At 71.1% G+C, this 15,652-nt stretch carries 8 protein-coding genes; all 8 read left to right on the top strand.

What is annotated here, in order from left to right; all coding sequences use genetic code 11:
- Positions 1-132: 132 nt before the first annotated feature.
- The 8 genes from ACZ7L5_RS13735 (at position 133) to ACZ7L5_RS13700 (ending at position 15,510) form a co-directional block, all read left to right on the top strand.
- Complete coding sequence (locus ACZ7L5_RS13735; RefSeq protein ID WP_471516792.1) at positions 133-2,538, top strand: sodium-translocating pyrophosphatase; 2,406 nt, start codon at positions 133-135, stop codon at positions 2,536-2,538.
- Between the two features lie 214 nt (positions 2,539-2,752).
- Entirely contained in the window at positions 2,753-3,349 is a 597-nt protein-coding gene (locus tag ACZ7L5_RS13730) for a small secreted protein (protein ID WP_362383897.1), read from the top strand.
- Between the two features lie 37 nt (positions 3,350-3,386).
- Entirely contained in the window at positions 3,387-4,937 is a 1,551-nt protein-coding gene (locus ACZ7L5_RS13725) for a DUF7059 domain-containing protein (protein WP_471516791.1), read from the top strand.
- A 353-nt stretch (positions 4,938-5,290) separates the two neighbouring features.
- A complete protein-coding gene (locus ACZ7L5_RS13720) occupies positions 5,291-5,488 on the top strand; it encodes a hypothetical protein (protein ID WP_471516790.1) in 198 nt (65 codons plus the stop codon).
- A 249-nt stretch (positions 5,489-5,737) separates the two neighbouring features.
- Entirely contained in the window at positions 5,738-8,575 is a 2,838-nt protein-coding gene (gene topA, locus ACZ7L5_RS13715; protein ID WP_383234110.1) for a type I DNA topoisomerase, read from the top strand.
- 188 nt (positions 8,576-8,763) lie between these two features.
- On the top strand, positions 8,764-12,006 hold the full coding sequence (tmk, locus tag ACZ7L5_RS13710; protein ID WP_471516789.1) for a dTMP kinase: 3,243 nt from the start codon (positions 8,764-8,766) through the stop codon (positions 12,004-12,006).
- Positions 12,007-12,509: 503 nt separating this feature from the next.
- Positions 12,510-13,715 carry a DNA polymerase III subunit delta' gene (locus ACZ7L5_RS13705; protein WP_471516788.1) on the top strand — a complete coding sequence of 402 codons (1,206 nt, stop codon included), beginning with the start codon at positions 12,510-12,512 and terminating at the stop codon, positions 13,713-13,715.
- 157 nt (positions 13,716-13,872) lie between these two features.
- Positions 13,873-15,510 carry an alpha/beta hydrolase gene (locus ACZ7L5_RS13700; RefSeq protein WP_471516787.1) on the top strand — a complete coding sequence of 546 codons (1,638 nt, stop codon included), beginning with the start codon at positions 13,873-13,875 and terminating at the stop codon, positions 15,508-15,510.
- Positions 15,511-15,652: the final 142 nt, after the last annotated feature.

Raw genomic sequence — 15,652 nt, 5'->3', positions numbered from 1 at the left:
GTGGCGGTACGCCGATCATTTGCTGAACGGCATGTGAAGGCTGATTCCGTTTACCGCGCTCTGTTTTGATCAGGTTCCGGTACCTAGAATCCGTCCACATCTTGAGCTCAGCCCAAGCGTCAAGGAGGACGAATGGCGGGGCTTCCTACCCCTCATCAGCTGGACCAACCCACTACCCTCGCGGCCGCAGTGCTGACGGACGACAACCGGATCATCATCACGATCATCGGTGTCGTCGCACTGGCAGCGCTCGTGGTCGCCGGAGTCCTGGTACGCCAGGTGCTCGCGGCGGGCGAGGGCACCGACAGCATGAAGAAGATCGCGGCCGCGGTCCAGGAAGGAGCCAACGCCTATCTGGCCCGGCAGCTGCGCACGCTCGGCGTATTCGCCATCGTCGTGTTCTTCCTGCTCATGCTGCTTCCCGCGGACGACTGGAATCAGCGCATCGGCCGATCGGTGTTCTTCTTGATCGGCGCCGCGTTCTCGGCGGGCACCGGTTATATCGGTATGTGGCTCGCCGTGCGCAGCAATGTGCGCGTTGCCGCAGCCGCGCGCGAAGCGACCCCGGCGGAGGGTGAGCCGGAAAAGGATCTCACCGCCGTCTCGCACAAAGCCATGAAGATCGCTTTCCGCACCGGCGGCGTCGTCGGCATGTTCACGGTGGGGCTCGGTCTGCTGGGCGCCTCCTGTGTGGTGCTGGTGTACGCGGCCGACGCGCCGAAGGTGCTCGAAGGATTCGGCCTCGGCGCCGCGCTGATCGCGATGTTCATGCGTGTCGGCGGCGGCATCTTCACCAAGGCCGCCGACGTCGGCGCCGACCTGGTCGGCAAGGTCGAACAGGGCATTCCGGAGGACGACCCGCGCAATGCCGCGACCATCGCCGACAACGTGGGCGACAACGTCGGCGACTGCGCGGGCATGGCGGCCGACCTCTTCGAGTCGTACGCCGTGACCCTGGTCGCCGCGCTGATCCTCGGGTCGGCGGCGTTCGGTGACTCCGGGCTCGCCTTCCCGCTGATCGTGCCGGCGATCGGCGTGATCACCGCGATGATCGGCATCTTCGCCGTGGCACCGCGCCGCAGCGACCGCAGCGGCATGACGGCGATCAACCGCGGGTTCTTCATCTCCGCGGTGATCTCGATCGTGCTCGTCGCGGCCGCCGTCTACATCTACCTGCCGTCGTCGTACGCCGACCTCGACGGCGTCACCGACGCGGCCATCGCGGCCAAGGACGGCGATCCGCGGATCCTCGCGCTCGTCGCCGTGGTCATCGGCATCGTGCTGGCCGCTGTCATCCAGCAGCTGACCGGCTACTTCACCGAGACCAACCGCCGCCCGGTCATGGACATCGGCAAGACCTCGCTCACCGGTCCCGCCACCGTCGTCCTCGCCGGCATCTCGGTCGGTCTCGAATCCGCCGTCTACACCGCCCTGTTGATCGGCCTCGGCGTCTACGGGGCGTTCCTGCTCGGCGGTACGTCGATCATGCTGGCGCTGTTCGCGGTGGCGCTGGCCGGCACCGGCCTGCTCACCACGGTCGGCGTGATCGTCGCCATGGACACCTTCGGTCCGGTCTCCGACAACGCGCAGGGCATCGCCGAGATGTCCGGCGACGTCGAGGGCGCGGGCGCCCAGGTGCTCACCAACCTGGACGCGGTCGGCAACACCACCAAGGCCATCACCAAGGGCATCGCCATCGCCACCGCCGTCCTCGCGGCAGCGGCGCTCTTCGGGTCGTACCGCGACGCCATCACCACCGGCGCGCGGGACGTGGGCGAGAAACTCAGCGGCGAAGGCGCGCCGATGAACCTGATGATGGACATCTCGCAGCCCAACAACCTCGTCGGTCTGATCGCGGGCGCGGCGGTCGTCTTCCTCTTCTCGGGGCTCGCGATCAACGCCGTGTCGCGGTCGGCGGGCGCCGTGGTGTACGAGGTGCGGCGGCAGTTCCGCGAGCGCCCCGGGATCATGGACTACACGGAGCAGCCGGAGTACGGCAAGGTCGTCGACATCTGCACCAGGGATGCCCTGCGCGAGCTCGCCACGCCCGGACTGCTCGCCGTACTGGCGCCCATCTTTATCGGGTTCACGCTCGGGGTCGGTGCCCTGGGTTCGTTCCTGGCGGGCGCGATCGGCTCCGGCACGCTGATGGCGGTGTTCCTCGCCAACTCCGGCGGCGCCTGGGACAACGCCAAGAAGCTCGTCGAGGACGGCCACCACGGCGGCAAGGGCAGCGAGGCCCACGCCGCGACGGTGATCGGCGACACGGTCGGCGACCCCTTCAAGGACACCGCCGGTCCCGCGATCAACCCGCTGCTGAAGGTGATGAACCTGGTCGCACTGCTCATCGCGCCCGCGGTCATCCAGTTCAGCTACGGCGAGGACAAGAACGTCGGGGTACGGGTCGTGATCGCCGTGCTCTCGCTCCTCGTGATCGTCGGCTCGGTGTACGTCTCCAAGCGGCGCGGTATCGCCATGGGTGACGAAGGCAACGCCGACAGGGTGGCCAAGCCGGCCGACCCCGCGGTGGTTTCATAGCCGGTCTTACGACGGCCCAGCTCAAGATGCGGGCGGGCGGCGCGCGTTCGCGTGCCGCCCGCCCGCCTTGTGTCCGTTCACGCCCCAGCCGTGACCCTTCTCTCACATGGTGCAAAAACTTGGGTAACGCCATGAATGCCGCATTCCGCTCGCGGCAGCCTCCCGGCATCCGTGTAAGGTCCGGTGGCCGAGAGCCACGGAAGGGACCAAACCGGTGAACAAGAAGCTCACAGCCGCACTGTCCGGCGGTGCGGTGCTGCTGCTGGCGCTGACGGGATGCACGAGCGACGAGGGCAACCCGGAGCTGGACGCCTGGGCCAAGAAGGTCTGCGACGCCGTGCCGGCGCAGAACGCGAAGATCTCGGCGGCCTACGTCGCGATCACCAAGGCGGCCAAGGACACCACCAGCACGCCCAAGGAGCTCCAGCAGGCCGATTCCGAGGCCTTCCAGGACCTTGCCGACGGCTACAAGGCCCGCGCGAGCCTCATCAGCAACGCCGGTGCGCCTCCCGGCGTCAAGGACGGCGCGAAGGTCCAGCAGGACGTCGTCAAGAAGCTCACCGCTCTGTCCGCGGCATACGGCGACCTGAAGAAGCGGGTCGACGGTCTGGACACCAAGAACCAGGCGAAGTTCGCGTCCGGCCTCAAGGACGTGTCGGCCGAGATGAAGCAGGTGGAGACCCAGCGCAAGAGCGCCGTCCAGGCGCTGAAGACGCTGGAGTCGGGCGACACCAAGAAGGCGCTGACCTCACAGGAGGGCTGCAAGCAGGCCGCCTCGGTGACCGCGTCGGCCGCGGCTGCCGACAGCTGAGCCCCCTCCGCGCGCGGGAGCGGGTCACAATGAGGGCGTGAGTGACTCCAGCCTGCCTGCCCTGCCCGCGTCCGACCGCCACGATGTAGCCGCCCGGCTGCGGGAGGCCCTGCTCGGGGCCTCCTTCACCGCCGACGGGTTGCTCGAACTGCTCGGCGCGCCCGCGTACGCGGCGCTCGCGCGCAGCGAGACCGTGCCCGCGCTCCGGGCGACCCGCGGAGACACGCCCCTGGAGGCGCTCGTACGGCTGTTCCTGTTGCAGCAGCCCGTCCCGCACGCGCGCGTGGCGGGTGTTCTGCCCGTCGAGGCGTGTCTGGAGAGCGGGTGGCTGGTCCGCGTCGGCGGGAATCCGGCCGGGCCCGGGGACCCCGGCGACGACGTCGCCGCGACCGTCGACGTACGGCCGTACGGCGGGCCCGCGGGCGAGGACTGGTTCATCGTGTCCGACCTGGGGTGCGCGGTCGGCGGTGCCGGCGGCATCGGCAGCAAGAACGAGGGCGTCGTCCTCGGCGTCGGCGGCGCGTCCACGACCCTCGCAGGCATCACCGTCCGTACGCCCGTCTCCGCCGCCCTGGACCTCGGCACCGGTTCCGGAATCCAGGCGCTCCACGCCACGCAGCACGCCACGCGCGTGACGGCGACCGATCTCAACCCGCGCGCGCTGCACATCAGCGCGCTCACGCTCGCGCTGTCCGGCGCCCCGACCGCGGATCTGCGCGAGGGCTCGCTGTTCGAGCCGCTCAAGAACGGTGAGACGTACGACCTGATCGTCTCGAACCCGCCCTTCGTGATCTCGCCGGGCGCGCGGCTGACGTACCGCGACGGCGGCATGGGCGGGGACGATCTGTGCCGGTCGATCGTTCAGGGGGCGGGGGAGCGGCTGAGCGAGGGCGGGTTCGCGCAGTTCCTCGCCAACTGGCAGCACGTGGAAGGGGAGGACTGGCAGGACAGGCTGCGGTCGTGGGTGCCGCGCGGGTGCGACGCGTGGATCGTGCAGCGCGAGGTCCAGGACGTCACGCAGTACGCCGAGCTGTGGCTCAGGGACGCCGGCGACCACCGGGGTGACGCGGCCGAGTACCAGGCGCGGTACGACGCGTGGCTGGACGAGTTCGAGGCGCGCAAGGTGAAGGCCGTCGGGTTCGGGTGGATCACCCTGCGCAAGACGTCGGCCGCCGTGCCCGCGATCACGGTGGAGGAATGGCCGCACCCGGTCGAGCAGCCCCTCGGCGAGACGGTCCGGGCGCACTTCGACCGGCTCGACTACCTGCGTGCCAACGACGACGCGGCCCTGCTGGAGGACCACTTCAGGCTCGCCGCGGAGATCGTGCAGGAACAGATCGGGATGCCCGGCGCCGAGGACCCGGAGCACGTGGTGCTGCGCCAGCACCGCGGCATGCGCCGGGCCACCCAGGTGGACACGGTCGGCGCGGGCTTCGCGGGCGTGTGCGACGGCTCGCTGAGCGCGGGGCGCATTCTGGACGCCATCGCCCAACTCATGGGCGAGGACCCGGTGCTGCTCCGCGACCGTACGCCCGCGCAGATCCGGCTGTTGGTGGAGCAGGGCTTTCTCGAGCCGGCCAGGTCATAGGCGCAGTTCATGCGTCGGTCGAAATGATCCGCAAGAAGGGCTCCGACAACGCCGCCAAGCCGTGCAGCATCAAATTCGAGTCGATCTGGACGCCGGGTACGGAGAAGATCATCCACGGCTGGAGCGCAGAGGTGAGACCGGGAGGCGGCCCAGGAGTGGGACCAGGGAGGGGCGTGGGTCTCATGGGTCCACGAGCCCATTCCGGGGCGCTCGGGGCGGCTGAGTCCACCGGGGCGGAAGTCCACAGGCCCGTCGGTTCCTCGTTCACCTCAGGTTCGCCTGTACGCCGTCCGTGCGTGTCAGCCTCGCCGGGCTGGGCGCATACTGACGGGAGAAAAGGGGCAAGCGGAACCATGGAATCAGGACCGGCGCTCTTCGCCGGGGTTGTGTTCGCCCTGTTCGGAGGAGGGCTGCTGGCCTGGACCGTGGTCCGGGTGCGGCAGCATCAGCCCGTCGCTCAGGGTGTGAGTCCCGTCGCATCGGCGACGCTCGCGGGCCTTGTCTCGGTGATCGCGCTGATCATCGGAACATGGTGCTTCACCCGACTCTGAGAACGGCCCACGAGCTGGGCGGCCGGTAATTGGGAGGCCCTCTTCCGGAAAGGCTCGAAAAGGCCGGTGGGCACTCCGGGCGGCAGGAATGGCGGAAGTCGGGTTACCGTTCGAGTGGCCGTTGCGGGCTTTTCCCGTTTGACAACCGGGCGGGATGTACCGTCACACTCCGCAGCGTCACCACCACCCGACCCCGGGATCCACGCGACCCTGGGGAGGCCCCAGCGTCGACCGGAGAGAAGAGCGAAGTTGTCCCCGACCAGCGAGACCGCACAGGGCGGCCGCCGACTCGTCATCGTCGAGTCGCCTGCCAAGGCGAAGACGATCAAGGGCTACCTGGGCCCCGGCTACGTAGTCGAAGCGAGCGTCGGGCACATCCGCGACCTTCCGAACGGCGCCGCGGAGGTGCCGGAGAAGTACACCGGCGAGGTCCGTCGCCTCGGCGTGGACGTCGAGCACGACTTCGAGCCGATCTATGTCGTCAACGCCGACAAGCGGGCTCAGGTCAAGAAGCTCAAGGACCTGCTGAAGGAGTCCGACGAGCTCTTCCTCGCCACCGATGAGGACCGCGAGGGCGAGGCCATCGCGTGGCACCTCCAGGAAGTGCTCAAGCCCAAGGTCCCGGTCAAGCGGATGGTCTTCCACGAGATCACCAAGGCCGCGATCCAGGCCGCCGTCGCCAACCCGCGCGAGCTGAACCAGAAGCTGGTCGACGCCCAGGAGACCCGCCGCATCCTCGACCGCCTCTACGGCTACGAGGTCTCGCCGGTCCTGTGGAAGAAGGTCATGCCGCGCCTGTCGGCCGGCCGAGTCCAGTCCGTCGCCACCCGGCTCGTCGTGGAGCGGGAACGCGAGCGCATCGCGTTTCGTTCTGCTGAGTACTGGGACCTGACGGGCACCTTCGCGACCGGCCGCGCCGGGGATTCGTCGGACCCGTCGTCGCTGGTCGCCCGCCTGCAGACCGTCGACGGCAGGCGGGTCGCGCAGGGCCGCGACTTCGACTCCCTGGGACAGATCAAGAGCGCGAACACCCTCCACCTCGACGAGGCGAACGCCCGCGCCCTCGCCGCCGCCCTGGAGAACACGCAGTTCGCGGTGCGATCCGTCGAGTCCAAGCCGTACCGCCGCTCGCCGTACGCCCCGTTCCGCACGACGACGCTGCAGCAGGAGGCGAGCCGCAAGCTCGGCTTCGGCGCGAAGGCCACCATGCAGGTCGCGCAGAAGCTGTACGAGAACGGCTACATCACGTACATGCGTACGGACTCCACGACGCTGAGCGACACGGCCGTCGCGGCGGCCCGCGCCCAGGTCACACAGCTCTACGGCGCCGACTACCTGCCGTCGGCCCCCCGGACGTACGCCGGGAAGGTCAAGAACGCGCAGGAGGCGCACGAGGCGATCCGCCCCTCCGGTGACCGCTTCCGCACGCCCGCCGAGACCGGGCTGACCGGGGACCAGTTCAAGCTCTACGAGCTGATCTGGAAGCGGACGGTCGCCTCGCAGATGAAGGACGCGACCGGCAACTCGGTCACGGTCAAGATCGGCGGCACGTCGGCCGACGGACGGGACGTCGAGTTCAGCGCGTCCGGCAAGACCATCACCTTCCACGGCTTCCTGAAGGCCTACGTCGAGGGCGCCGACGATCCGAACGCCGAGCTGGACGACCGTGAGCGGCGCCTGCCGCAGGTCAGCGAGGGCGACGCGCTCAGCGCCGAGGAGATCACGGTCGACGGGCACGCCACCAAGCCCCCGGCCCGCTACACCGAGGCGTCGCTGGTCAAGGAGCTGGAAGAGCGGGAGATCGGCCGCCCGTCGACGTACGCGTCGATCATCGGCACGATCCTCGACCGCGGCTACGTGTTCAAGAAGGGCACGGCCCTGGTGCCGTCCTTCCTGTCCTTCGCCGTGGTCAACCTCCTGGAGAAGCACTTCGGGCGGCTCGTCGACTACGACTTCACCGCGAGGATGGAGGACGACCTCGACCGCATCGCCCGCGGCGAGGCCCAGTCCGTGCCGTGGCTGAAGCGGTTCTACTTCGGCGAAGGCACCCACAACGGCGGCGCGGCCGAGGCCGGCAACGGCGACGGGGACCACCTCGGTGGCCTCAAGGAGCTGGTGACCGACCTGGGCGCGATCGACGCGCGCGAGGTGTCGTCGTTCCCGGTGGGCAACGACATCGTGCTGCGCGTCGGCCGCTACGGCCCGTACATCGAGCGCGGCGAGAAGGACTCCGAGAACCACCAGCGGGCGGACGTCCCCGAGGACCTGGCCCCGGACGAGCTGTCCGTGGAGCTCGCGGAGGAACTGCTCGCCAAGCCGAGCGGTGACTTCGAGCTCGGTGCCGACCCGCAGACCGGCCACCAGATCATCGCCCGTGACGGCCGCTACGGCCCGTACGTCACCGAGGTGCTCCCCGAGGGCACCCCGAAGACCGGCAAGAACGCCGTGAAGCCGCGTACGGCCTCGCTGTTCAAGTCGATGGCGCTCGACACGGTGACGCTGGAGGACGCGCTCAAGCTGATGTCGCTGCCGCGAGTCGTCGGCAAGGACGCGGAGGGCGTGGAGATCACCGCGCAGAACGGCCGCTACGGCCCGTACCTGAAGAAGGGCACGGACTCGCGCTCGCTACAGGCCGAGGAGCAGCTCTTCACTATCACGCTGGAAGAGGCGCAGGCGATCTACGCCCAGCCCAAGCAGCGTGGCCGCGCGGCCGCCAAGCCGCCGCTGAAGGAGCTGGGCACCGACCCGGTGAGCGAGAAGCCGGTCGTCGTCAAGGACGGTCGCTTCGGGCCGTACGTCACCGACGGGGAGACCAACGCGACCCTGCGCTCCGGCGACAGCGTCGAGGAGATCACCCCCGAGCGCGGCTTCGAGCTGCTCGCCGAGAAGCGGGCGAAGGGGCCCGCCAAGAAGACGGCGAAGAAGGCACCCGCGAAGAAGGCGACCGCCAAGAAGGCCGCCCCGGCCAAGAAGACGGCCGCCAAGAAGACCGCGGCGAAGAAGACGACGACGGCTGCGAAGAAGACGACGGCCAAGAAGACGACCGCCAAGAAGGCGACGGCTTCGAAGTCGGCGAGCGAGGACTGAGCCGCCGCCCCCGTGCGCAGCGATCGGTCTTTGTGAGGTCCAACCGGGCTCGCACGGGGGCCGATTGAGGGTCCGGTTCTTCACTTCCGGTTCGCAAAACGAACGCCTCGGCATCAGTTTGGTGTCGGGGCGTGCGTACGTTCGGGCGGGAGCGCCGGGCTGTCGGTGGGTCCCGATAGGCTGAACGCATGACGCGAGCCGACCAGCCAACGGCCCACCACCCCGCCCCCGACGACGCCCTGGCCGCGGACTCCCGCGAGCGTGCCGTCCGCGCCCTGCTGCGCCGACCGCAGCTCAAGCGGCTGTGGAGCGCGCAGCTGGTAGGGGGTGTCGGCGACATCCTCGCCCTCCTGGTGCTGGTCCTGCTGGCCCTTCAGGCGGCGATCGCCGAGGGGTCGTTCGGCGGCGGTTACCGGGGCGTGGCGTTCGCAGTGGCGACGGTCTTCGGGGTGCGCATCCTGGCGACGCTGCTCTTCGGCGCCGTGCTCCTCGGCCCGCTGACCTCGCTGACCTCCCAGGAAGGCCCGCTCGACCGGCGCTGGACCATGGTCGGCGCGGACGGCCTGCGGGCCGCCATGCTGATCGTCGCGCCCCTGTGGATCGACTGGACGCCGGACAACGCGCTGGCGCTCCTCCTGGTGACGGTCTTCGTCACCGGCGTCGCCGAGCGCTTCTGGACGGTGTGCCGGGAGAGCGCTGCGCCCGCGCTGCTGCCGCCCCCGCCGCCGGAGGGCGCGACCGTACGACCGCTGCCGGACCACATGGACGCCCTGCGCCGCCTGTCGCTGCGTACGAGCTTCGTGGCGGTCCCCCTCGCCGCCGCCGCACTTGTCGTCGCGGCCCTGCTGAACAACCTGCTCGGTACCGGTCTCGACTGGTTCGAGCAGCACCAGGCGGCCCTCGCGTCGTACGTCGCGGCTGGTCTGTTCGCCGCTTCCCTGTCCGTGTTGACCTTCCTGGAGCTGCCCGACACGCGCACCCCCCGCGCGCGGTCGCCGCTCGAGGGGCTGCGCCGTCCGAAGACCGGCTCCGGCGTCGACAAGGGCCGTACCGGCGCGATCCCGCTGCTGGTGACGGCATGCGCGGCAGTCGCCGGGGCGGTGTCCGCCGTGGTCGCCGTGTCCGTGCTGCACGCCAAGGACCTGGGCGGCGGCCCGGTGCTGTACGGCCTGCTGGTACTCGTGCTGACCGGCGGCGTGGTCGTCGGCATCCGTACGGCGCCCTCCGTGCTGCCCTCCCTGTCGCGGCGCCGGCTGCTGGCGCTGGTGATCGCCTTCACCGGCGTCGCGCTGCTGGCCGCGGGACTCGTCCCGGACGTCACCACCGTGCTGTTGATCGTCGCGCTGGCCGGGATCGGCGCGGGCGTGGCCGCCAACACCGGCCACACCCTGCTCGACCAGGAGGCCGAGGAATTCCGGCGCGCGCGCACGACGGAGCATCTGCACGCGGTCGTACGGGTCTGTGTGGCGCTCGGCGCGGTGATCGCGCCGCTGGTCGCCGCCCTGATCGGGCCGCACCGGCTGGAGAGCGGCAAGTTCGTCTTCGCGCACGGCGGAGCGGCGTTCACGCTGATGCTGGTCGGGGCGCTGCTGCTGCCGGTGGCCGTGCTGGTGCTGGCCAAGGTCGACGACCGCTCCGGTGTGCCGCTGCGCCATGACCTGCGGGACGCACTGCTCGGCGGCGACGACCCCGAGCAGGTGCCCGCGACGGCCGGCTTCTTCATCGCCCTGGAGGGCGGCGACGGCGCCGGGAAGTCCACCCAGGCCGAGGCGCTCGCCGAGTGGATCCGCGGCAAGGGCCACGAGGTCGTCGTCACACGCGAGCCCGGGGCGACGGCGGTCGGCAAGCGGCTGCGGTCGATCCTGCTGGACGTGTCGAGCGCGGGCCTGTCGCACCGGGCCGAGGCGCTGCTGTACGCGGCGGACCGCGCGGAGCACGTCGACACGGTGGTCCGGCCCGCCCTGGAGCGCGGCGCGATCGTGATCTCGGACCGGTACGTCGACTCCTCGGTCGCCTACCAGGGGGCGGGCCGTGACCTGTCCCCGACGGAGATCGCCCGGATCAACCGCTGGGCGACGAACGGACTCGCGCCCCATCTGACGGTGCTGCTGGACGTCTCGCCGGAGATCGCCCGCGAGCGGTTCACCGAGGCGCCGGACCGGCTGGAGTCGGAGCCGGCGGAGTTCCACGCACGCGTGCGTTCCGGGTTCCTGACACTGGCCGCGTCCGACCCCGGTCGGTACCTGGTGGTGGACGCTGGCCAGGAGCCCGAGGCGGTGACGACCGTCATCCGGCACCGGCTCGACCAGATGCTGCCGCTGTCGGAGGCGGAGATCCAGGCGCAGGAGGAAGCGCGCCGCAAGGCCGAGGAGGAGGCCCGCCGCAAGGCCGAGGAAGAGGCCGCCCGCAAGGCCGAGGAGGAGCGCCTGGAGCGTGAGCGCCAGGAGCAGCTCGCCCGGCTGCGTGCCGAGGAGGAGGAGCGCAAGCGGCGCGAGCTGGAGGAGGCGCAGCGGCGCGAGGCCGAACGGCAGGCGGAGGAGGCCCGGCTGCGGGCCGAGGAAGCACGTCGGCGGGCCGAGGAGGAGCGGCAGCGGCTCCTCGCGGAGGAGAAGGTGCGCGCCGAGGAGGAAGCGCGCCGCAAGGCCGACGAGGTACGTCGCCGCAAGCAGGCCGAGGAAGAGGCCCGGCTGCGGGCCGAGGCGGAAGCGGTCCGCGTGGAGAAGCAGCGCAAGGCGGAGGAGGCCCTGCTGCGGGCCGAGGAGGCGAGGCGGCTCGCTGAGCAGGCCGCGGCGCAGGCCCAGGCGGGCCCGAAGCCGGCGGCGCCCGCTGCCGGTGCTGTTCCTGGGGACGCGTTGACGGTGCCGACGCCGGTCGTTACGCCGGAACAGGTGCCGGGCGCAGCCTCGGACGAGACGACTGTGCTGCGGCCGGTGCGGGATCGGGATGAGGAGCGGCCGGGGACGACGGGCGGTGAGGGGTCTTCGGGGGACCGTGCCTCCCGTGAACGTGCTGCCGGTGGCCGTGCATCCGATGGCCGTGCATCCGGGGAGTCCGAAGCCGAGGTGACCACGAAGCTGCCGCAGCCGCCGACGCCTTCCGGAGCGGCCGACGAGACGGCCGTGCTGCCGCCGGTGACGCCCGGTGCCGCCGATGAGACCGCTGTGCTGCCGTCGGTTCCGCCGGGCGCCGCGGATGAGACGGCCGTGCTGCCTCCGGTGTCCGGGGAGTCCGCGGACCGTGTTCCGCCGGGGTACTTCCGGGAGGAGGAGCGTACGCGCGAGATGCCTCAGGTCGACGAGGCCGGGGCACCGCGCCGAAGGGCTCGCTCCGACTGGGCCGAGGAGACGCCGCTCGATGATCTGCCCACGTTGGCGGACGAGCTGCTGGGGCCGCACGAGGACGAGGACGGCGGCCGGGGGCGGCGGCGCTGAGGTCGCTGGGGTTGCGGTCGGGCGAAGCCGAGCGCCGGCCGCGCTGAGATCTTGCTGTGCTGAAATCCGGCGGTGCTGAAATCCGGCGGTGCTGGGATCTCAGCGGCGCTGAGATTTTGGGGCGCTGAGGTCGGTTGGTCGGCCGGGTGTCGGCTGGGGCTGCCGGTCGGCGCGGGTCGGGGGTCGGCTCTGTGCGGGGGTGGCTCGGGGTACGGCCTACGGCTGGCTCGGCTCGGGGATGTTCGCGGCCGGTCGGCTCGGCGCGGGGGACCGCTCGGGGCAGGTCGGCTCGGCGCGGGGGACCGCTCGGGGCAGGTCGGCTCGGCGCGGGGGACCGCTCAGGGCAGGTCGGCTCGGCGCCGGGGGACCGCTCGGGGCAGGCCGGCTCGGTGCGATGGTGGGGTCGGCGCAGGCCGGTTCCGCCCGCTCCGTCACTCGTTGTCAGTGCTGCCCCGCACAATGGATCCCGCACCGCGAAATGTGAGCGAAGGGCGGCGTGACCCGTGAGCGTGTGGGACGACCTGGTGGGACAGGAGAGGGTGAGTGAGCAGCTCGGTGCTGCCGCTCGGGACGCTGATGCCCTCGTCACCGCCGCTGCCTCCGACGCGCCGCCCCCCGAGGCGTCCAAGATGACGCATGCCTGGTTGTTCACGGGACCACCCGGGGCGGGGCGGAATCAGGCGGCGCGGGCCTTCGCCGCCGCGTTGCAGTGCGTCAGCCCTGACAGAGCGCTGGGCGGCGCCCCCGGATGCGGCTTCTGCGACGGATGTCATACGGCACTTGTCGGCACGCACGCCGACGTCACCACCGTCGCCGCCGTCGGCGCCCAGATCCTCGCCGACGACATGCGGGACACCGTCCGCAAGTCGTTCACGTCGCCGGCGAACGGCCGCTGGCAGGTCATCCTGGTCGAGGACGCCGAGCGGCTGAACGAGAAGTCCGCCAACGCCGTGCTGAAGGCGGTGGAGGAGCCCGCCCCGCGCACGGTCTGGCTGCTCTGCTCCCCCTCCATCGAGGACGTCCTGCCCACCATCCGCTCCCGCTGCCGCCACCTGAACCTGAGCACACCCTCGGTCGACGCCGTCGCCGACATGCTCGTAAGGCGGGAAGGCATCGAACCGGAAGTCGCGGCCGCCGCGGCCCGCGCCACCCAGGGCCACGTCGACCGGGCCCGCCGCCTGGCCACCGACCCAGCCGCCCGCGAGCGCCGGGCCGCCGTGCTCAAGCTGCCCCTCCGGCTCGGCGAGGTCGGCGCCTGCCTCAGAGCCGCCCAGGAGCTGGTGGACGCCGCCGCCGAGGACGCGAAGCAGCTTGCCGAGGAGATGGACGCCAAGGAGACCGAGGAGCTGAAGGCGGCGCTGGGTGCGGTCCAGGGCGGCAGGATGCCGCGCGGCACGGCGGGCGTGATGAAGGACCTGGAGGACAAGCAGAAGCGGCGCCGTACGCGCACGCAGCGCGACAGCCTCGACCTCGCCCTGACCGACCTCACCGCCTTCTACCGCGACGTCCTCGCCCTGCAGCTCGGCTCCCGCGTGGCCCTCGCCAACACCGACGCCGAGGACGCCCTGCAGCGCCTCGCCGGCGACAGTTCCCCGGAGTCCACACTCCGCCGCATCGAGGCGATCGCCGCCTGCCGCGACGCCCTTGACCGCAATGTGGCGCCGCTACTGGCGGTGGAGGCGATGACCATGGCGCTCAGAGCCGGCTGAATTCACCGGGCGAGCCGCCGCCCGCGCCCGCCCCTGCCGTTTCCGCAGCCCCGGCCAGGTCGCAGAAGTGATCAACAGGAGGTTGACGACGTAACACGTACGAGCCGCGTCGTGCACGCAAAGCATCCAAACCACTGCACAGAGTTACGCTCGCCAAATGCACACCAGGCCCAGCTCTCCAGTCAGCCCAGACCCGAGCCCCAGCGGGCAGGGCGCACGCAACCGCCGCTCGACCTCCCGGCGGGCCGGCACGTTCGGCAGCCTCATCGCAGTTGCCGCGCTGCTCGTCTCCGCCTGCTCCTCCGGTGGGACACCCGACGCGACGATGAAAACCGGAAGCCCGGCGGCGGGGGCGGCGCTGGCCGCGCTGCCGAGGTCGACTCCGGCGGCGCTCACGCCGTACTACGCACAGAAGCTGACCTGGCACAGCTGCGGGGTGCCCGGCTTCCAGTGCACGACCATCAAGGTGCCGCTCGACTACGCCAAGCCGAACGGCGGGGAGACCCGTCTCGCGGTGGCCCGCAAGAAGGCGACGGGACCGGGCAAGCGGCTCGGTTCGCTGCTCGTGAATCCGGGCGGCCCGGGCGGTTCGGCGATCGGCTATCTCCAGCAGTACGCGGGGATCGGCTACCCGATGGAGGTGCGGGCCCAGTACGACATGGTCGCGGTCGACCCGCGCGGCGTCGCGAGCAGCGAGCCCGTCGAGTGCCTCGACGGCCGTGAGATGGACGTGTACACGCAGACGGACTTCACGCCCGACAACGACAAGGAGACGGGTCGGCTCGTCGGCGCGTACAAGAAGTTCGCGGAGGGCTGCGGAGCGGACGCACCCGGCCTGCTCCGGCATGTCTCCACCGCCGAGGCGGCCCGGGACATGGACCTCCTGCGGTCGGCGCTGGGCGACGACAAGCTGTCGTATGTGGGGGCGTCGTACGGCACCTTCCTCGGAGCGACGTACGCCGGGCTCTTCCCGGACCGGGTGGGCCGGCTGGTGCTGGACGGCGGCATGGACCCGTCCCTGCCCGCTCGCCGGATGAACCTCGACCAGACGGCTGGGTTCGAGACGGCGTTTCAGGCGTTCGCGCGGGACTGCGTGCGGCAGCGGGACTGTCCGCTGGGCACGAAGGCGAACGCGGTCGGCAAGAACCTCAAGGCCTTCTTCGGGAAGCTCGACGCGCGGCCGATCCCGACCGGCGACTCCGCCGGCCGTGAACTCAGCGAATCCCTCGCCACCACCGGCGTGATCGCGGCGATGTACGACGAGGGAGCCTGGGCCACCCTGCGCGACGCCCTGTCCGCGGCGATGCGCGAGAACGACGGCGGAGGCCTCCTCGCTCTCTCCGACAGCTACTACGAGCGCGACTCCGACGGCCGCTACACGAACCTGATGTTCGCCAACGCGGCGGTCAACTGCGTGGACCTCCCGGCGGCCTTCTCCACTCCCGAGGAGGTGCGTGCAGCCCTCCCCGCGTTCGAGAAGGCGTCCCCCGTCTTCGGCAAGGGCCTCGCCTGGGCCACCCTGAACTGCGCGTACTGGCCGGTGGCACCGACCGGCGAGCCGCACCGCATCGAGGCGAGGGGCGCGGCACCCATCGTCGTGGTCGGCACAACCCGCGACCCGGCCACCCCCTACCGCTGGGCCAAGGCCCTCTCCCGCCAGCTCTCCTCGTCCCGCCTCCTCACCTACGACGGCGACGGCCACACGGCGTACGGGCGGGGCAGCGCGTGCATCGACAGGACGATCAACACGTATCTCCTCCGGGGGACACCGCCTACCCGGGACAAGCGCTGCTGACGGCTGCGGGTCGGTGATGCCAGGCCCCGGAGCGCCGCGCTCCGGGGCCCGAGGGGAGTCGCCGGAGGCCCGGGGGAGGGCCGCGGAGGGCCAGGGGAGGGCCGCGGAGGGCCAGGGGAGGGCCGCGGAGGGCCGGGTAGGG

This window comes from Streptomyces sp. NPDC107528, from assembly GCF_055639295.1.
Note: the sequence above shows the minus strand (reverse complement) of the source record. Positions and strands in the feature narration are given on the sequence as shown.

Bases quoted from the DNA above. Each gene is read 5' to 3' on its own strand.
- ACZ7L5_RS13735 (WP_471516792.1), top strand. From the start codon at position 133: ATGGCGGGGCTTCCTACCCCTCATCAGCTGGACCAACCCACTACCCTC.
- ACZ7L5_RS13720 (WP_471516790.1), top strand. From the start codon at position 5,291: ATGGAATCAGGACCGGCGCTCTTCGCCGGGGTTGTGTTCGCCCTGTTC.
- tmk (WP_471516789.1), top strand. From the start codon at position 8,764: ATGACGCGAGCCGACCAGCCAACGGCCCACCACCCCGCCCCCGACGAC.
- ACZ7L5_RS13700 (WP_471516787.1), top strand. From the start codon at position 13,873: ATGCACACCAGGCCCAGCTCTCCAGTCAGCCCAGACCCGAGCCCCAGC.